Consider the following 16,401-nt stretch of genomic DNA (forward strand, 5'->3'; position numbering starts at 1 on the left):
CTTACCTATGGAGCAATCCAAATTTGATAAATTATGTGAACTCACTGCAGGTGATTACCAGGCCTTTCTTTATGATTGTGATGGTACCCTTGCTGATAATATGGCAGCACACACGGAATCTTACGTTGATGCTGCTAAGGAACACGATGTAATATTTGATCCGGCGATCATTGATGAACTTGCAGGTTGGCCCATTGCCAATGTGGTTGAAGAAATTAATAGCAGGTATAACTGCAGCCTGGTGCCTGCAGTATTCAAAGCGCGGAAGGCGGAGATCTTCGCCAGCAAGTATCTCGAAGAAATACAACCGGTAGAACATGTTGTTGCGCACCTACGCGCCAATGCAGGTAAAAAACGCATTGCAGTGGTTTCCGGCGGAGATACCGCGGCGATTGAAAGGACATTGGAGGTCCTGGGCATTCGCGACTTTGTGGAGGTGCTGGTTTGCGCCGGAGATACCGAGCGTGGTAAGCCTTATCCCGATCCATTTTTAAGAGCTGCGGAACTTCTTGGCGTAGCAGCTGAGCAGTGCCTCGTTTTTGAAGACGGACGCCCGGGGGTGCAAGCCGCAGAAGCTGCAGGAATGCACTGGGTGCGTGTAGATCAGTTGACCTTCGGATAAAGATGAAACGTTCAGGCTCAGCAGACCTACCGCTACATTATGGACACGTGCCCATGTGGCTGGCGGAGCGTATGTCTAAGTTGGGCTTTGCCATCACAGAAGCGATTGTTGAAGAGTTTGGCACTGCCGCAGTGCTGCAACGGCTAGGCGACCCATTCTGGTTTCAGAGCTTCGGCGCCGTTATGGGCATGGACTGGCATTCCTCCGGCATCACAACCTCCGTCATGGGGGCATTAAAGAAAGCGATAAACCCGCATGCCAAAAGCCTCGGACTTTACGTTTGTGGCGGAAAAGGTAAACAGTCTCGTGAAACGCCTGCGGAACTGATCCGTTACGGCGACTTCGTGGGCATCGACGGAGAAGCACTTGCCAGATCAAGCAAACTCAGCGCGAAGGTAGATAATACGGCGGTACAGGATGGCTTTCAATTGTACCTGCACAGCTTTATCGTAGATCAAACCGGTCAATGGACCGTAGTACAACAAGGCATGCGCCCGGACAGTGCTACGGCTCGCAGGTATCATTGGCATTCTGCAGCGCTAAAATCTTTTGTATCCGACCCACACTCTGGTATTGCCGGTATGAATCAGGGTCAGATCATGAATCTGGCGGCTAAAGCGTCGTTGCCTGCACAGCAGGCCATGCTTTCCATGACCCATGAGGATCCTCAACGTATGCTAGCGGAGATCCGTCACCTGAAAATGCCCGATCACCACGAGGTAACAGCCAAAGACCTGGATCTGAAAAGGCTTGGAGCAATGCTTTGGCTGACGCATGAAAAGCAGCCGGCAGACTTTGAGTCTCTATTAATGCTGGAGGGGATGGGACCACGTACACTACAGTCGATGGCTCTTGTAAGCGAAGTGATTTATGGTACAGCTTCCAGATTTCAGGATCCCGCACGGTTCTCCTTTGCTCACGGCGGCAAAGATGGTCATCCCTTCCCGGTTCCGCTTAAAGTTTATGACGAAACCATTGCTGTACTTGGCAGGGCCCTGCAGAAGGCCAAGGTAGGGCAGTCTGATAAGCTGCAGGCCATCCGCAAACTTTCCGAGCTATCCAGAATGGCGGAGCAGGGATTTACACCCAACCAGAACTTTGAGGCGTTGCTGGAAAAAGAACGCCGTGAATCCTGGAAGTATGGTGGCAAGACCGTCTTCGGTGATGCAAAGCCGCCAGTGGATCAGCAATTGAAATTATTTTAACCTATTTACATGAAACGTTGGATACCGGTGCTGGGCATCGCCTATATACTCTTGCTGAGCAGCTGCAGCATCATGAAACGAAATCGTTTCGGTAACCATAAGGGTGAACAAAGCAACGAGCTTGACCTGCCTGTGGTATTATACCCTGCTGAAAACCAGGATTCCAGACGCTTGCTATTGTTGCTATCGGGTGATGGCGGTTGGCTGGAGTTTAATGATCAGCTTGCCGCAGGCTTCGCTAAAGAGGGCTATCATGTTGTTGGATTAAACTCCCGAAGCTACTTTTGGGAACAACGCAGTCCTTCGCAAACCGCAGATGATATCAGACGCCTGATCCTGCATTACGCGGAACGTTATCATGCCAGCCGGATCTATCTTGCCGGCTACTCCTTCGGTGCAGATGTAATCCCCTTCATATACAACAGGCTCCCTGCGCCTACAAAACGTGCAGTAATTGCCATCGGACTCTTTTCTCCTTTTGCAAGTACTGATTTTATGGTTCATACAACCGATCTTCTGAATTTATCGGCTGATGATAAAACCTTCAAGGTGCTGCCGGAGCTACAAAAGATCCGGATCCCTGTTTACTGTTTTTATGGTGAAAGGGAGCAGCCGAAGGCCTTGGCAGAAGTTAAAAGGCGAAACTTTCATTTAACATTGCTCGCTGGAGACCATCATTATGAAACGGCGGAAAGCCAAAAAATTATCAATATTTTCACAAAAATACGTTCCCTGAAACTACGATGAAATTATACCTGACCACCTTCCTTTGTAGCCTTTTGCTCATCATTAATCCTGCAGCTTTCAAGGCAGGGGCACAAGATGGACTTCCATTGCACACCTTTCCAAAAGCAGGGCACAAGCCGATGTTGGTGTACCTGACTGGAGATGGCGGCATGAACAGCTTCTCGAAGGATCTGATCAAGACGCTGAACGAACAGGGCTATGCCGTGGTGGCACTCGATACCAGGAAGTACTTCTGGGAGAAGAAAACACCGGCACAATTCGCAAAGGACGCAGCCCGGTTTATAGATCATTATAGGAAGCAATGGAATAAGCCCAGCTTTGCGCTGTTGGGCTACTCCTTTGGAGCCGATGTAGGTGCTTTTTTACCGCCTTTATTCCCGGAAAATACAGCCGCACAGCTGAAATCAGTAATATTGCTCTCACCCGGCTTTTCCACCGGCTTCGTCACGAAGATCAGCAACATGCTCGGTATGGGGAGTACCGATAAAGATCCCTACAAAGTTTATCCACAACTACTAAGAAGTCCGGCGCCGGTACTTTGTATCTTTGGCGCAACAGAAGGCAGTGATTTCTATCCCGCCATTAAACCTAGTGCAAAGCTCAAGAAAGTGCTCGTGCCGGGCTCGCATAAGTACAATGATGATGTTCATCTGCTCGCCCGGACGATTATTCAGGAGCTCTAGTTCCCTTCGGAAACCCGCTTCAAGGCTCTTGGTACCTGCAATAAATGATAGTTGTGGCTGAAGATCAGATATTTCTTTTCCCAGCGTGGCAGGAACTTTTCTTTATAGCGCCTCAGGCCTTTAAATTGGCCAAAAATCCGGAAGTTTTCGTATGCGTACTTGATCGTTTTTTGCGTAACGTTCACGTCCTCCATACCCGACAGTGGTGCCAGTCCCATGTTTACCGTTTGATAACCTTCCTCTTTCAAGTATAAAAAGGTCATGGAAAGCAGCATATCGAGGATGCCATTCGGGGCATCTGTGACTTTCCGGATCAGGTCGTAGGTAGCTTCACCCGGAGCATAGTCCGGGATAAGGTTCAGAAAGGCATAAACCTTCTCCTCCTGGTCCTCGATGGTTAGTATGGTTTGTTCTTTCAGTATACTTGCATCAAAAACACCTTGGGTAAAAGCAACTTCCTTTTGATTGAGGTCCCGTAGCCATTCTTCAGAAACTTTCTCCAACTTCTGCAACATCCCCAGTTTCACTGGCGCCTGATATACTTTAAACTGAAAGCCTTCAGCCACCAGGCGGTTCACCGCACTTCTGGTCGTTTTCATCTTTCCCCCTTGCATGGTGAAGCTTGTGAGATCTAGAATGGCCTCTTCTCCGATGGGGATGGATTTGCGCCCCAGCGATTTGTAAAACTCCAGCGACGATTCCGGAACCCGGTAATATGCGCTGATGAATCCATTTTCCTGGCAGAATAACTCAAACTGGTTCACCATTTCCTTTTTAATACGGTCGTTCGCCGCCACCGGGTCTTCCAGTACAACGGCAAAGTGCCTGGTGATCTTAAAGCTGAGAAAAGCACTCCGATCATCATTAAAAAACAGCAGCTTATCCGGGTAAGTTTTGAAGTAATCCAGGGCAGACTTGCCGAATTCTTTCAGCAGGCCATTGGCTTTATCAAAGTCGTCCTGCGTGTTATAAGGTTTAGAAAAATAGGGCTTCAGCAGACTAAAAATAATGAAGAGTATCAATGTGGCGCCCGCAATGTAAACCGAATATTCAAATCGTTCACCAAACGGGGTTTTCGGCGCAAGTGCTTTATCATCAATCAGGAACAAGAGTTTCAGTACTGCTTTAACAGCCTGATCAAAATGGAAGTCAATACCGAAATGGCGTTTGTCTATAAAGTAAAAGCCTAATACACCGTAGGCGAGCACAGCAAGTGCAGCATAAATGATCACCAGATAGTTGAATGATACAAATCTTGGATTCGGCTTCAGCTTATAAAAACTGCGCGTATACCACAAGGTTGCACCAGCAGTAAACGCAAGGATTGCCTCTTCATAGTCGGCAGCTTTCAGCAAGTGACCGAAGAAAGAAAAGGCGGTGATTGCTACCGCGGCATACCAGGCCCGTTTGGAACCCTGTAGCAGAAATACGCTCATCATCACCAGCACCAATCCAAAAACCAGTACCAAGGCATTACTGGTTACGATCAGGTCGTCCGAAATCAGGTTCTGCATCAAACGTAATCTTACGGGAATGGCAGGTGTAATTGCGGATACTATATTCACGATGCCCAGCATTAAGATAATGAAGGCAGGGAGTACCCGTAAAATCAGATTGTCCCGCTTGGTGATGAAGCTCAGGATCCCAGCAAATAGTGGCAACCAAAACTCAAAAAATCTAAAAAGAAGTGTTATTGTCGCTGCTGCTACAATCGGAAAGCCAAATTGTTGCAGGATGAAAGTTAATGATAGTTCTATGGTACCTAGGCCCCGCAGAAAAGGGGAGGCAATCAGGAGCACAACCATTACCATATAGCCGATGATGGCTGCTGGCCAACTCGCATCAAGGCCTAAGGCGAGCATGGAGATATAAAGGTGGACAATTCCAATAACCTCTATACCGATCGATACCAGCAGGGTGTTCCAGAACTCTTTCCTGCTCACCTTCTGGTCGATCATATCATCTAAAATGGTGGTAACCGAAGGGCGAATCCTGGAAAGCCATTGGTAGGCATAACTTTTTTTGGAAATAGAATAGATTAATGCAATAAGCGCGACAGTTAATAAGAGCAGGAATACAAAGGCCAAAAGTTCGGTCTTCCCAAGGCTTGTGAAGAGTAGCGCAATGCCCATAACCGGGATACCCACAAGTACGACGGACAGAATTCCGCAGAAACCGAATAGGGTAGAGGCGAGATGGATGTTTGATTTAGAGATCCCACGATCTTCAATTTGCCGGGTGAAGAACACCAGTGAGGAGAAGCCACCTGCGGGCAGGAATATGCTGACGAGGTTTCTCTTTAGAAAAAGTGATAAGGCAAGGCCCAGCGGAACATCTTTGTTGAGGGCCCGGAAGCTGTGCACGTACATCTGCGCCTGTGCAAGCACATACACCACGGTCAAAAGGATGCCCGCTATGATGTACACCGGACTGCTACGTTTAAGCTCTTCCTGAATCCGGATTAATTCGATGTGCTGTTCCCGGAAGAAAAAAACTGCCATTCCCAGCATGAACGCAGCAACAAAGAACTGCCAGAAAAACTTATTGTAAACGAGCTTTGAAAAAAACTTTGTAGCGTTCTGCATACTGGCAAAGATAATGGATCTTAGCGCTTTTGCCTGCTCATCATCTCATATACCGATTCCATCGCGTCTACAATTCCATCGCGCTGCCTGCGCAGCAGGTCAATGTGATCTGCGTGGTCGTCAAAATCCGCAATTAACCTGTTGTATCTGTCCAGGGCAACACGTTCACCACCAAGCACCGCGTTAAGTATCGCCTTATCTTCCTTGCTGCTTAGCGCTAGTTTGATATCGATCCAGGTGCGGTGCAGTGCGCCTGCAAGGTCGCCCCGTTCATTGTCGGCCTTACCGCCATGTTTCTCGATATGTGCTTTAAGTTCACTGGCATACAACGCGCGCTGTGCAGAAAACCGAAGGAACAATCCCTTAAGTTCAATCTTGTCCGTTGCTTCACTTGATGTTTCAAATCCTTCCTTACCGTCGTTTACAAGTTCCAGAAGCTCTTTGAGTTCATTGATGATTTGCCTGTTGCTTTTCATAATCATTTTCGTTTATAGTCATAACCGTTTCAAATGTATTATAGTTTTAGCGCTGCTGTCTGTATTCAATGTCATAACTGGTGCAGGCGGTCAACGGCCAAACTAGATAATCTTTAATTTTGTTGTCAATCAGCATAAAATGTTGATGACCGATTTATGAGCGATAAACAATTAAAAGATATACCCTATTCCGTTTTAGATTTAGCAACTGTTATTGAAGGTAAAACACCTGCAGACACCTTTGTGAGTAGCCTTGATCTTGCCAGGCATGTCGAGACCTGGGACTATACACGTTACTGGCTCGCCGAGCACCATAACATGATCAGTGTAGCCAGTTCTGCTACCTCGGTGGTTATTGGTCATATTGCCGGCGGTACAAAAAAGATCCGTGTAGGCTCCGGCGGTATCATGCTGCCAAATCACTCTCCTTTAGTGATTGCAGAACAATTCGGAACGCTGGAATCGTTATATCCTGGCCGTATTGATCTAGGTCTTGGCCGGGCACCCGGCACAGATCAGCTTACCGCTATGGCTATCCGTGGCGATCGTTTTGCTGCGGTAAACAACTTCCCCCAGGAAGTAAGAAAGCTGCAGACCTATTTTTCAGCAGAAAATCGCTACGCGAAGGTAAGAGCAATTCCCGGTGAAGGACTAGAAATACCGATCTGGATCTTGGGGTCAAGTACTGACAGTGCACACCTTGCGGCAGCCATGGGGCTTCCTTACGCATTTGCAAGCCACTTTGCTCCGGCGCAGTTCCTTACTGCGATTGATATCTATCGTAAGGAATTTAAACCATCGGAGTACCTTCAGGAACCCTATGTGTTATCCTGTGTAAACGTTATTGCTGCAGATACTGATGCGGAGGCCAACAAACTTGCCACCTCCCTGTATCAAATGTTCAGGGGTATCATCACCGGCGAAAGAAACCTTTTGCAACCACCTGTCGATAATATTGGCGATGTACTCAACAGCTACGAGGCCGAGCAGATCAATCAGATGCTTGCCTGCACTTTTGTGGGCAGCAAAGCGCTTGTGAAAGAAGATATGGAGTCGTTCCTGGCTCAAACGCAGGTTGACGAGATCATGGTCAGCGCACACATCTATGATCATCAGGCCAAGCTGCGATCATACCAACTTTTTGCAGAATTGATGCGGGATTAATCCACCGCAGCAATTCCTGCAACCAAACCTTTCCATTGTGGGTATGAAGCGCCAACCTTGGCGCCTAAGCCCACCATGGTATTGCGAATGTTATCGACAATATGATCCGTGTGTGTATTGGGCGTTTCATTGCGTCCATGTACCTCGGCGGTGACTACATTACCAATTTTCTTTACCTGGAAGGTAGATGTTGCGGCATCATCAAAGAAGTGTGCAACCGCTTCTTCCGCCGATAGCGGGTTATCTGTAGGCCTTACCCGGAAACTCATGGTGTCTGCGCCATCCTGGTGTTGTTCTTCAATAAATTCCACCTTTACCCAGTCATAACCATCACCCGTGCTAGTGCCGGGGCCTGGTATATCAATTTTCAGGAAATCCCCAAGTTGAACATCCCTGCTGACAGGCTCTCCCGAAGGGCCGCACAAGATGAAGGTAGAAGAGGGAACCTTAGCGACCTCATCCCATTTATTAACATTCAGGAGGCGCTGCTTAGCAATCTGATAAAATGCATTCGCCTCTTCTGGTGTATTAAAAGTTGCTTCCTGTACGGCATTCATTTCACTGCCGCTTTCCTGAGCCGGTACTGCGTTTTCCATAACTGTGATTTTCTAAGCTAAACAGCTAAAATTCCAACAATGTTGTCAGAATATGTAAAAACCTTTCCCGAACCTTGCTTTGAACCTTGCTGGGCCTGAAATCTGTAGTCTTCAATGCACAGGTGGAACCCCGCGCTGATTTTCCCTGCATGCGGGTGCCAGCAAACAATCGGCTTAAAACGATGTTAAGTACCAAAAAACTACACCTATGGACACATTCGAAATTGAAGTAGCAACTGGTGGATCCAGCATCACCTATACCATTAAACCCCTTGAGGATGGAAGCTTTCAGGTTTCCCAAAAGGATGACCTTGTAGGTATCGTATTCCCGAATACCAGGGAGAAAGGTGTTACCTGGACCACCGATGACGAGATCGATGATGATCTGTTGGAAAATATCGGCAGGGCTATAGAAGCGGAAAAACTGTAATATTCCATACCTTTGCGGCTATGACAGCAGAAGAATTGGAAGGTTATTTCACCGGCATCAACTTGCCATCGCAAGTTGATATTGATAGCGGGGTAACCATCGTTGATGTGCCTTTATTCATCGAATCACACTTAAACTATATCAAAGCCAATGACGGTAAAAAAGGGACGGAAGTTTACTATGACCGTTTGAACCGGCTAGTAGCATTTATGGAATCGAACAAAGAGCAGGAGGCATAGTTATTTTCTTGCCACCTGGTTTTTGTATCCATGTACCATGGTATTGATGACTACGATTGCAGTTACCGCAACCGCGGTGTAAGCAACAAGCTGGTTGGAGCTCCAGTTGTTCATACCGATTGCAAATATGCCCCAGGATCCTGCAATTGCGTACTCCCGCATATTTCTGCTCCAGATCATCACCGTAAATATCAGCCCTGCAATGAGCAGCACCAGCACCGCCCAGAAGCTTTGCGAAAATGGTGCACCATCCCAGCCAAGCGACCGGAAGTATACAGCAAGGTTCGCGATCAGCGCGACATTCAGCCATCCAAAGTAAAGGCTAAAGGGCCACCAGATGAAGAATATGGTTGACTTTGGTGCATCCCAGCGTTCCATATTCAGGTTCACTACGATCTTGAGCAGCGAAACGAAAAACACCAACATCAGGATCACTGATAAGCCGATGAGGTCGTTGGTAAAAGCGACGATCCATCCTGCATTTACAAGGTTAGAAATGATAAACCAGGGACCGATCTTCAAAACAAAATCATCATCAGCCTTTGCCGAAACAAGACTTCTTGCCTGGTAAATGGAAAATAGAAACACCATCAGGTAAATCAATCCCCAGATCGAAAAGGCATAACCGGCAGGTGTAAGCAGGTTTTCGTATTTGTCGGATATTTCCCCGACGGTGTTTGGCGCATTGCTGCCTGTATTGTAGAAGTAGTTGATGGCTACAGCGGCGAGGAATGTGATCAGGTTTAGAATCTGCAATGTTCGTTTCATCTTGCGTCCATTTGAGGTTTACCTTAACAAAAGGATCAGAAACAAAAAAAGTTTCAACTGGTTGAATGTTGAGTTGTTTGAAACCAGGTCCTAACAAGGGGTTGACAGGGGGTTGACCTGGCTTCAGCCTTGTCGGGGCCTTGTCAAGGCCTTGTCAACCCCCTGTCAACCCCTTGTTAACCTCAAACCGAAAGCCTGGCATTTCTGCCATATCAGCGACACAATTACAACTAGGAAAAACAAAGCGGTGCTAAAAAGGCTTTTACTGATATTTAATTATAATATGGACAGATTAGTAATAGAATCAATATTGGCCGACGCAAATGAAGTCGCTCTAGTGGACACACAAAGCTCTGTTCCATGCATTTGCCTTGGCTTTGAAGACGCAAACATGGAACAGGTAAAACATGCCTTTGAAGAATTAAAGAAGTTGACGGCCAACAAGGACGTGTCGTTAGTGATATGTGAAACCCTCGTAAATGGCATTTATGATATGGAAATCGTGACAGATGCTCTAGATGAGCCTGTAAGAATATGCAATAAAGTTGTGGAGCAGCAAACACTTAAGGACATTCGTGAAATCATGGATAAACATCCATCTTTGATCTTGGCGGTGCGCGGCGCAGAGGCGGATACGGAGTTGAAGATTAACACCGCAACCTACAAACCACATCAGTTGTAACGAAGGCTTAAAGCTCTAGTGGTGGAATTTTTCCATGCCTGCAGCAGGTTTCCATCTTGAATCCGGTTCGAAGTAGTTCCAGAGCAACTTGCTTAAAGATTTGATCAATACCCATCCCTCATTGCTTTGTTCCCAGGAAATATCTTTCTGGTTTTTTGTCGCAATGCAGAAAACGTAATCTCCATGGGGTGCATTCACGAGCAGTACTTCTGACCGGGCATCATCTACCGCACCAGACTTAGAGGCTGCCTGAACATAGGGCGGAATTTCCGATAATGCGTGGCTGTCGTAGTATATTCTGATCAGGTTTCGATAGATGCGTTCTGAAGCAGCCGGGCTGATTAGTTCGCCATTACGCACTTTTGTCACTAAAGTCGCCATCTCGTGGGGAGTGGTTTGTCCCCAGCCATATTTCAGCTGTTTTGCGCTGCGGCCCGGGGTTCTGGAGTTTACCCTGGTATGCTTTAAACCTTCCTGCGCCATAAGTTCATTGATGGCCTGCCCGCCACCAGCAAGCGACTGGCACCAGAGGCTCGCGGTGTTATCACTCGTGGTGATCATCAGCATCATCACCTTACTTAGCGCGATTTTTTCACCATTCTTAAAGCTGCCCAGGATATCTTCGCCGGCATAAAGCAGGCTATCCTTGTAGGTCAAGATACTTTGGTAGTCCAGCTCATTTTTAGCCACCTTATTCATTACCCCGGCTGTAATCGGAACTTTGATCATGCTCGCTGTTGGAAAGATGCTGTCGCCTTTGTATTCCGCAACTTTGCCCGTTTTCAGGTTTTTCACATAGATGCCTATATCACCGTTGAATCCCTGTACCAGGTCATGGATAATTTTATTCAACTTCTTGTCGGTTTTTACCTGTGCTGAAGCACAAAGGCTGAGGTTTAGGAGTATTAAGAATACGCTAAGCTTTTTCATTGGAAATTAGGGACAAAATAAAAGCCTCATAGGTTGAGGCTTGATATTTATAGTTCGGAACGTCTTTTATTTAATAGTTGAATTCGTCTGGTGTTTTACCTACCGGGCTGTCCTGGTTTTCAGCAAACTCATAACGTTTTTCTACCACGTCCTGGTGATTTTTAATGTAGTCGACCGTTTCATTTAGTCCCTCAGCAAACTTTTCGAAATCCTCTTTGTACAAAAAGATCTTATGTTTAACAAAAACCCCATCCTCAAGTCTTTTCTTGCTTTCCGTAAGTGTAAGGTAAAAATCTCCGGAACGGGTGGCCTTTACATCGAAGAAATAGGTTCTTTTACCTGCGCGCACTTTCTTAGAAAAAACTTCTTCTCTCTCTTTGTTGTCAAATTCTGCCATATTATTGGAACTAGTCTGTTTTGGTTTCCGTAAATATAAAGCAATAAAATTCAAACTTCAAAATAGAAATTACAGCGAATGGTTTTCCTCCTCAAGTAATTGGTTTTGATACATTTCGGCATATACACCCCCCTTGTTAAGCAGCTGGTTGTGTGTGCCTTGTTCTATGATTCTTCCTTCTTCCATGACGATGATTTTGTCGGCATTTTTGATGGTTGAAATCCGGTGTGCAATAAGTACACTGGTCCGGTTTTTCATGATGCGGCTGAGGTTGCTGAGGATTTCCTCCTCCGTCCTGGTGTCCACAGCAGAGAGGCAATCGTCGAAGATCAGGATCTTTGGCTCGTTGATCAATGCTCTCGCGATTGATACCCTTTGTTTTTGTCCTCCGGACAGCGTTATACCCCGCTCGCCGAGCATGGTCTCGAATTTGAGTTCGAAGTCCATGATGTTGTTGTACACTGCGGCATCCTTTGCTGCTTGCTCCACTTCATCGCCTTTGATTTCATCAAGACTAAAAGCAATGTTGTTTTTAATACTTTCTGAAAAAAGAAATACTTCCTGCGGAACGAAGCCAACCTGGCTGCGGTAGGTGTTAAGGTCAATTTCGGTGATGGGCGTATTGTCTATGCGGATCTCACCATCGTTGACATCGTACATGCGCATGATAAGGTTGGCCAAAGTTGATTTCCCGGAGCCTGTTCTTCCGATGATGGCGACAAACTCGCCAGCTTTCACTTCAAAACTCACCTCTTTTAATGCTTGGATACCGGTGTCGGGATAAATGAAGTTTACGTTTTTAAAGCTGATATCACCTTTAAGGTTGTTTAATTTAACCTCACCGGGAAGAATATCAGGCTGCAGCTGCAAAAATTCATTGATCCGTTTCTGCGAAGCCGAGGCTCGCTGAATGAGGGTAGTTACCCAGCCCAGCATGGTCACCGGAAAGGTAAGCTGGTTTACATATACGATGAATTCCGCAATGTTACCTGCTGAGATGGATCCGTTGAGCACCTGCCTGCCGCCAACATATACGGTCAAGATGGTACTTAGGCCAACCATAAGCAGCATGGTCGGGTAAAAGAATGCCTGTACACGCACCAGACTCATGGAGTTGCCTTTGTAGGCTTCGCTTTCTTCTGCAAATATCTTGCGGGTATAACCTTCCCTGACGTAAGACTTGATCACCCGTATTCCGGAAAAGCGTTCCTGTACAAAGGAAGAAAGTTTAGATAACTGTTCCTGTATGCGCTCGCTTCGGACGTTAATTAAGGTATTTACATAGTATATGGTCACTACCAGCACCGGCAGGGGTAGAAGGCAGAAGGTGGCAAGGGTGGCATTTACGGCATACATCGAAGAGATGATCAGCACAAAGAGTACTGCCGTGTTGATGGTGTACATGATGGCGGGGCCTACATACATCCGAACGCGGTTCACGTCTTCAGTCGCACGGTTCATCAGGTCGCCAGTATTGTTCTTTCTGTAAAATCCAAGTGTTAGCGCCTGGTAGTGATTATAGATCTCGTTCTTCATGTCGAACTCAATGTGCCTGGACATCAGGATGATGGTCTGACGCATGAAGAAAAGAAAGAGGCCGCGGATGAGGTACAGCACCAGCACAAGGGCTCCGAAAAGGAACAGGCTTTCGCTGAAAATATTATATATCAGGGCCTGCTTGTTAAAACCTTCAAACAGTCCGTAGATCTGGATATTTTCGGTGATCAGGTTGAAGGCATGTCCTATAACCTGAGCAGGAATAACGGCGAATATGTTGGAAATGATGACGAAGAATATGCCTGGAATTATCCACCACTTATATTTAAAGAAATACTTATTTAAAAAACGGAGCTGCTTCATGAATGTGTAAAGTTATGCAAAGGGGCCTGTTTTTTTTTAGAGTTTAGTTACAAGCAGGTAAAAACTTGTTTTTTTGTAGTACTTTTGCGGGACATCTCATAATCAATTTTATGTCTGATAATAGTTCTGCAATAAATTCTGTTTTAGATCAATTAACTGCGCAGGGACACAAGAAAGTGGTTTTCTGCAATGATCCGGATACAGGACTTAAGGCAATAATTGCAATTCACGATACAACCCTTGGTCCGGCAATTGGCGGAACAAGAATGTGGAACTATGATACCGAAGCAGAGGCACTTGAAGATGTGCTCAGACTCTCCAGAAGCATGACCTATAAAGCCGCCATCACCGGGATTAACCTTGGTGGAGGTAAAGCTGTTATTATCGGTGACTCGAGGAAGGGCAAATCTGAGGCCATGATGCGCAGCTTTGGCCGTTTTATTAAAAATCTTAATGGTGAATTCATTACCGCTGAGGATGTTGGTACAACAACGCGCGACATGGAGTTCATCAGAATGGAGACCAGCCATGTAACTGGCGTACCAGAATCCATTGGCGGTGCGGGCGATCCTTCGCCATTCTCAGCCAAAGGGGTGTATCTGGGCATCAAAGCTTGTGTGAAGGAAGTGTTTGGCACGGATATGCTTGCCGGGAAGTCCGTTGTGGTACAAGGCATTGGCAGTGTGGGTGAACATTTAGTGGAGCTGCTCAGAAATGAGAACATGCAGGTTTATGTGAGCGACATCAATGAAGAACGCTTGCAGCAGGTTGCTGCCAAGTATAAGGCCAAGCCGATCAGTGCCGACAAGATCTTTGGGATTGGAGCAGATATTTATGCGCCTTGCGCCTTAGGTGCAACCATCAATGATTACACGATCGACAAATTAAACTTTTCGATCATTGCAGGTTCTGCAAATAACCAGCTTGCTGATGAAGCAAAGCATGGTAAAATGTTGCATGAAAAGAACATTCTTTTTGCACCGGATTACCTGATCAATGCCGGCGGACTTATCAGCTGCTATTCTGAACTTACTGGCTTTGGTAAGAAACGTACCATGCAGCTTACCGAGCATATTTACGACGCGACACGCAGCGTTATTAAGATGTCTAAACAAGAAAACATACCAACAATAATCGCAGCCAACAGGATTGCGGAACAACGAATCATTGATATCAAAAAAATTAAATCGTCATTTTAGTAAACCCGGTATTTAATATACCACTCGTTCTTATATAGATGTTAAACAGAAGGCACCTTAGAATCAAAGCTTTGCAGAATATTTATGCATGGCAAATGTCAGACAAAAAAGACTTGGTTAGTTCCAAAAAGAATTTGATGACCAGTATCGACAATGTATACGAGATGTACATCAGAATGCTGGCGCTTTTGTCTGAGATCACAGAGTACACAGCGGTGGACGCCATTGAACGCTCCAACAAACACTTTCCGACCGCGGAAGATTTGAATCCAAATCAGAAGTTATTACACAACAAGTTTATCGTTACATTACAGAAGAACCCCGATTTTCAGGCGGCAGTGAACAAGTATCAGGTAAACTGGAATTCCGAGCCTGACTTCTTAAAGACGATTTATAATAAACTTAAGTCGACTCCTGAATATGCTGCATACCTTGCAGATCCGGATGAAAGTTTAGAGTCTTCGAAAGAGATCATCAAGTTCATCTTCCGTAAGATCATTCTTAAAAGCTTGAACATTATCCAGGCTTTCGAAGATAAATTCATTAACTGGTCTGTTGATAAAGAAGTGATGCAGGGAATGGTTGCCAAGACCATCAAGAACTTCAGCTCAGAAGATCCGTTTAAAAACAAGCTTACACCGATCAGTGCAGACTGGGAGGAAGATAGCAAGTTTGTACAAGACCTGTTTGCATACACGTTAAGGAACAATGAGGCATATCAGAAAATGATTGCTGAACGTACCAAGAACTGGGAGTCTGAAAGGATTGCTTTAATGGACACCATCCTGATGAAGATGGCCATTTGTGAATTGTTGAATTTCCCTTCAATTCCAGTTAAAGTTACCATCAATGAATATCTGGATCTATCTAAAGATTACAGTACACCGAAGAGTAATTCCTTTATAAACGGTATCTTGGATAAAATTTTAGGTGATCTGAAAAGAACAGACAGCATCCATAAAATTGGAAGAGGATTAATAGAAGAATAATTACGATGAAAAAAATGTTAGTGATGGCACTTGTTGCCATGTCTTTTGCTTCATGCCAGCAATCTACATCTTCAGCGGCTGGTGCTGCAGATTCTACCGGGACAGAAGTGTCATCCGCAATGGCAGCTACTGATGCTCCGGTTATGACTTTCGAAACCATCAACTATGATTTCGGTAAGGTGAAAGAAGGGGAGAAGGTGCAGTATGAATTTAAGTTCAAAAATACGGGTAAGAGTCCCCTAATTATCAGCGACGCAACCGCAACTTGTGGTTGTACCGTACCGGAGCCGCCAAGGGAGCCAATTAAACCAGGTGCTGAAGCGGTGATTAAAGTCGTGTTTGACACGATGGGAAAAAGCGGATTACAGGATAAAGTAGTTACCATTACATCGAACGGTAATCCTTCAATTAACGATGTACATTTAACCGGAGAAGTTGTTCCAGCTTCTTAATAACAATAAATAAAAGATATGAATACAGCAGTAATTTTACAAGCCGCTGCAGGTGGCAACATGTTAAGTACTTTGGTGCCTATGGTATTAATCATGATCGTGTTTTATTTCTTCATGATCAGACCACAGGTTAAAAAAGCAAAAGATCACAAAAAGCTTGTTGCAGAACTTGGAAAAGGTGATAAAGTAATCACAACCGCTGGTATACACGGCCGTATCGTGGATATGAATGAAACAACCTTCCTTATTGAGGTTGAAGGCGGTACAAAGATCAGGTTTGAAAAATCGGCGATTTCTTTGGATGCTACAAAAGCAACGACAACTACTAAAGCGTAGTTGAATGAAAATCATGGAGCCGCTTCAGACCTGAAGCGGCT

The 16,401-nt window shown here is 45.6% G+C and carries 19 protein-coding genes; 12 read left to right on the forward strand and 7 right to left on the reverse strand.

What is annotated here, in order from left to right; all coding sequences use genetic code 11:
- Positions 1 to 7 precede the first annotated feature (7 nt).
- Genes AC5WJX_RS10620 through AC5WJX_RS10635 form a run of 4 tightly spaced genes read left to right on the forward strand, consistent with a single transcriptional unit; the run spans position 8 to position 3,257 of the window.
- Complete coding sequence (locus tag AC5WJX_RS10620) at positions 8 to 622, forward strand: HAD family hydrolase (RefSeq protein ID WP_494484487.1); 615 nt, start codon at positions 8 to 10, stop codon at positions 620 to 622.
- Between the two features lie 2 nt (positions 623 to 624).
- On the forward strand, positions 625 to 1,827 hold the full coding sequence (locus AC5WJX_RS10625; RefSeq protein ID WP_494484488.1) for a DUF763 domain-containing protein: 1,203 nt from the start codon (positions 625 to 627) through the stop codon (positions 1,825 to 1,827).
- A gap of 9 nt (positions 1,828 to 1,836) precedes the next feature.
- A complete protein-coding gene (locus tag AC5WJX_RS10630) occupies positions 1,837 to 2,574 on the forward strand; it encodes an AcvB/VirJ family lysyl-phosphatidylglycerol hydrolase (RefSeq protein WP_494484489.1) in 738 nt (245 codons plus the stop codon).
- Positions 2,571 to 3,257, forward strand: coding sequence for an alpha/beta fold hydrolase (locus AC5WJX_RS10635; RefSeq protein WP_494484490.1), 687 nt, complete (start codon positions 2,571 to 2,573; stop codon positions 3,255 to 3,257). The genes AC5WJX_RS10630 and AC5WJX_RS10635 overlap by 4 nt, the downstream gene beginning before the upstream one ends.
- Here the strand turns inward: AC5WJX_RS10635 and AC5WJX_RS10640 are convergent.
- Positions 3,254 to 5,842 (reverse strand): phosphatidylglycerol lysyltransferase domain-containing protein, encoded by a 2,589-nt coding sequence (locus AC5WJX_RS10640; protein ID WP_494484491.1) that lies wholly within the window; start codon positions 5,840 to 5,842, stop codon positions 3,254 to 3,256. The two genes, AC5WJX_RS10635 and AC5WJX_RS10640, sit on opposite strands and share 4 nt — an antisense overlap.
- 20 nt (positions 5,843 to 5,862) lie before the next feature.
- Entirely contained in the window at positions 5,863 to 6,318 is a 456-nt protein-coding gene (locus AC5WJX_RS10645) for a ferritin-like domain-containing protein (protein ID WP_494484492.1), read from the reverse strand.
- Between the two features lie 156 nt (positions 6,319 to 6,474).
- Here AC5WJX_RS10645 and AC5WJX_RS10650 point away from each other — a divergent pair, with 156 nt between their 5' ends.
- Positions 6,475 to 7,482 carry an LLM class flavin-dependent oxidoreductase gene (locus AC5WJX_RS10650; RefSeq protein ID WP_440430298.1) on the forward strand — a complete coding sequence of 336 codons (1,008 nt, stop codon included), beginning with the start codon at positions 6,475 to 6,477 and terminating at the stop codon, positions 7,480 to 7,482.
- Here the strand turns inward: AC5WJX_RS10650 and AC5WJX_RS10655 are convergent.
- A complete protein-coding gene (locus AC5WJX_RS10655; RefSeq protein ID WP_494484493.1) occupies positions 7,479 to 8,078 on the reverse strand; it encodes a hypothetical protein in 600 nt (199 codons plus the stop codon). The genes AC5WJX_RS10650 and AC5WJX_RS10655 overlap by 4 nt on opposite strands.
- A gap of 208 nt (positions 8,079 to 8,286) precedes the next feature.
- Here AC5WJX_RS10655 and AC5WJX_RS10660 point away from each other — a divergent pair, with 208 nt between their 5' ends.
- Positions 8,287 to 8,508 carry a hypothetical protein gene (locus tag AC5WJX_RS10660; RefSeq protein ID WP_440430300.1) on the forward strand — a complete coding sequence of 74 codons (222 nt, stop codon included), beginning with the start codon at positions 8,287 to 8,289 and terminating at the stop codon, positions 8,506 to 8,508.
- 20 nt (positions 8,509 to 8,528) lie between these two features.
- Positions 8,529 to 8,747, forward strand: coding sequence for a DUF6965 family protein (locus AC5WJX_RS10665; RefSeq protein ID WP_440430301.1), 219 nt, complete (start codon positions 8,529 to 8,531; stop codon positions 8,745 to 8,747).
- Here AC5WJX_RS10665 and AC5WJX_RS10670 read toward each other — a convergent pair whose 3' ends face one another.
- The gene (locus AC5WJX_RS10670; RefSeq protein ID WP_440430302.1) at positions 8,748 to 9,515 is read right to left on the reverse strand and encodes a TspO-related membrane protein; all 768 of its coding nucleotides are present in this window, start codon (positions 9,513 to 9,515) and stop codon (positions 8,748 to 8,750) included.
- A 283-nt stretch (positions 9,516 to 9,798) separates the two neighbouring features.
- On the opposite strand from AC5WJX_RS10670, the gene AC5WJX_RS10675 reads away from it, so the two are divergent.
- Positions 9,799 to 10,197 carry a hypothetical protein gene (locus tag AC5WJX_RS10675; protein WP_440430303.1) on the forward strand — a complete coding sequence of 133 codons (399 nt, stop codon included), beginning with the start codon at positions 9,799 to 9,801 and terminating at the stop codon, positions 10,195 to 10,197.
- 15 nt (positions 10,198 to 10,212) lie between these two features.
- On the opposite strand, the gene AC5WJX_RS10680 is transcribed toward AC5WJX_RS10675, so the two are convergent.
- From AC5WJX_RS10680 to AC5WJX_RS10690, 3 genes are all read right to left on the reverse strand, one after another.
- Positions 10,213 to 11,127, reverse strand: coding sequence for a serine hydrolase (locus tag AC5WJX_RS10680; RefSeq protein WP_494484494.1), 915 nt, complete (start codon positions 11,125 to 11,127; stop codon positions 10,213 to 10,215).
- A 70-nt stretch (positions 11,128 to 11,197) separates the two neighbouring features.
- On the reverse strand, positions 11,198 to 11,524 hold the full coding sequence (locus tag AC5WJX_RS10685) for a DUF3276 family protein (protein WP_440430305.1): 327 nt from the start codon (positions 11,522 to 11,524) through the stop codon (positions 11,198 to 11,200).
- A gap of 69 nt (positions 11,525 to 11,593) precedes the next feature.
- Positions 11,594 to 13,384: an ABC transporter ATP-binding protein gene (locus AC5WJX_RS10690; protein ID WP_494484495.1), complete on the reverse strand. Its 1,791-nt coding sequence runs from the start codon at positions 13,382 to 13,384 to the stop codon at positions 11,594 to 11,596.
- 110 nt (positions 13,385 to 13,494) lie between these two features.
- On the opposite strand from AC5WJX_RS10690, the gene AC5WJX_RS10695 reads away from it, so the two are divergent.
- From AC5WJX_RS10695 to yajC, 4 genes are all read left to right on the forward strand, one after another.
- Complete coding sequence (locus AC5WJX_RS10695; RefSeq protein ID WP_494484496.1) at positions 13,495 to 14,583, forward strand: Glu/Leu/Phe/Val family dehydrogenase; 1,089 nt, start codon at positions 13,495 to 13,497, stop codon at positions 14,581 to 14,583.
- Between the two features lie 95 nt (positions 14,584 to 14,678).
- The gene (nusB, locus tag AC5WJX_RS10700) at positions 14,679 to 15,572 is read left to right on the forward strand and encodes a transcription antitermination factor NusB (protein WP_440430308.1); all 894 of its coding nucleotides are present in this window, start codon (positions 14,679 to 14,681) and stop codon (positions 15,570 to 15,572) included.
- 5 nt (positions 15,573 to 15,577) lie between these two features.
- Positions 15,578 to 16,024: a DUF1573 domain-containing protein gene (locus AC5WJX_RS10705; RefSeq protein ID WP_494484497.1), complete on the forward strand. Its 447-nt coding sequence runs from the start codon at positions 15,578 to 15,580 to the stop codon at positions 16,022 to 16,024.
- Positions 16,025 to 16,042: 18 nt separating this feature from the next.
- Positions 16,043 to 16,360: a preprotein translocase subunit YajC gene (gene yajC / locus AC5WJX_RS10710; protein ID WP_440430310.1), complete on the forward strand. Its 318-nt coding sequence runs from the start codon at positions 16,043 to 16,045 to the stop codon at positions 16,358 to 16,360.
- Positions 16,361 to 16,401: the final 41 nt, after the last annotated feature.

It is taken from the genome of Pedobacter sp. NEAU-ZC8, from assembly GCF_059278965.1.

Coding starts and splice junctions, on each gene's coding strand:
- AC5WJX_RS10620 (WP_494484487.1), top strand. CDS start 8: ATGGAGCAATCCAAATTTGATAAATTATGTGAACTCACTGCAGGTGAT.
- AC5WJX_RS10650 (WP_440430298.1), top strand. CDS start 6,475: ATGAGCGATAAACAATTAAAAGATATACCCTATTCCGTTTTAGATTTA.
- AC5WJX_RS10640 (WP_494484491.1), bottom strand. CDS start 5,842: ATGCAGAACGCTACAAAGTTTTTTTCAAAGCTCGTTTACAATAAGTTT.
- AC5WJX_RS10645 (WP_494484492.1), bottom strand. CDS start 6,318: ATGAAAAGCAACAGGCAAATCATCAATGAACTCAAAGAGCTTCTGGAA.
- AC5WJX_RS10660 (WP_440430300.1), top strand. CDS start 8,287: ATGGACACATTCGAAATTGAAGTAGCAACTGGTGGATCCAGCATCACC.
- yajC (WP_440430310.1), top strand. CDS start 16,043: ATGAATACAGCAGTAATTTTACAAGCCGCTGCAGGTGGCAACATGTTA.
- AC5WJX_RS10655 (WP_494484493.1), bottom strand. CDS start 8,078: ATGGAAAACGCAGTACCGGCTCAGGAAAGCGGCAGTGAAATGAATGCC.
- nusB (WP_440430308.1), top strand. CDS start 14,679: ATGTCAGACAAAAAAGACTTGGTTAGTTCCAAAAAGAATTTGATGACC.
- AC5WJX_RS10670 (WP_440430302.1), bottom strand. CDS start 9,515: ATGAAACGAACATTGCAGATTCTAAACCTGATCACATTCCTCGCCGCT.
- AC5WJX_RS10630 (WP_494484489.1), top strand. CDS start 1,837: ATGAAACGTTGGATACCGGTGCTGGGCATCGCCTATATACTCTTGCTG.
- AC5WJX_RS10635 (WP_494484490.1), top strand. CDS start 2,571: ATGAAATTATACCTGACCACCTTCCTTTGTAGCCTTTTGCTCATCATT.
- AC5WJX_RS10695 (WP_494484496.1), top strand. CDS start 13,495: ATGTCTGATAATAGTTCTGCAATAAATTCTGTTTTAGATCAATTAACT.
- AC5WJX_RS10680 (WP_494484494.1), bottom strand. CDS start 11,127: ATGAAAAAGCTTAGCGTATTCTTAATACTCCTAAACCTCAGCCTTTGT.
- AC5WJX_RS10705 (WP_494484497.1), top strand. CDS start 15,578: ATGAAAAAAATGTTAGTGATGGCACTTGTTGCCATGTCTTTTGCTTCA.
- AC5WJX_RS10625 (WP_494484488.1), top strand. CDS start 625: ATGAAACGTTCAGGCTCAGCAGACCTACCGCTACATTATGGACACGTG.
- AC5WJX_RS10685 (WP_440430305.1), bottom strand. CDS start 11,524: ATGGCAGAATTTGACAACAAAGAGAGAGAAGAAGTTTTTTCTAAGAAA.
- AC5WJX_RS10690 (WP_494484495.1), bottom strand. CDS start 13,384: ATGAAGCAGCTCCGTTTTTTAAATAAGTATTTCTTTAAATATAAGTGG.
- AC5WJX_RS10665 (WP_440430301.1), top strand. CDS start 8,529: ATGACAGCAGAAGAATTGGAAGGTTATTTCACCGGCATCAACTTGCCA.
- AC5WJX_RS10675 (WP_440430303.1), top strand. CDS start 9,799: ATGGACAGATTAGTAATAGAATCAATATTGGCCGACGCAAATGAAGTC.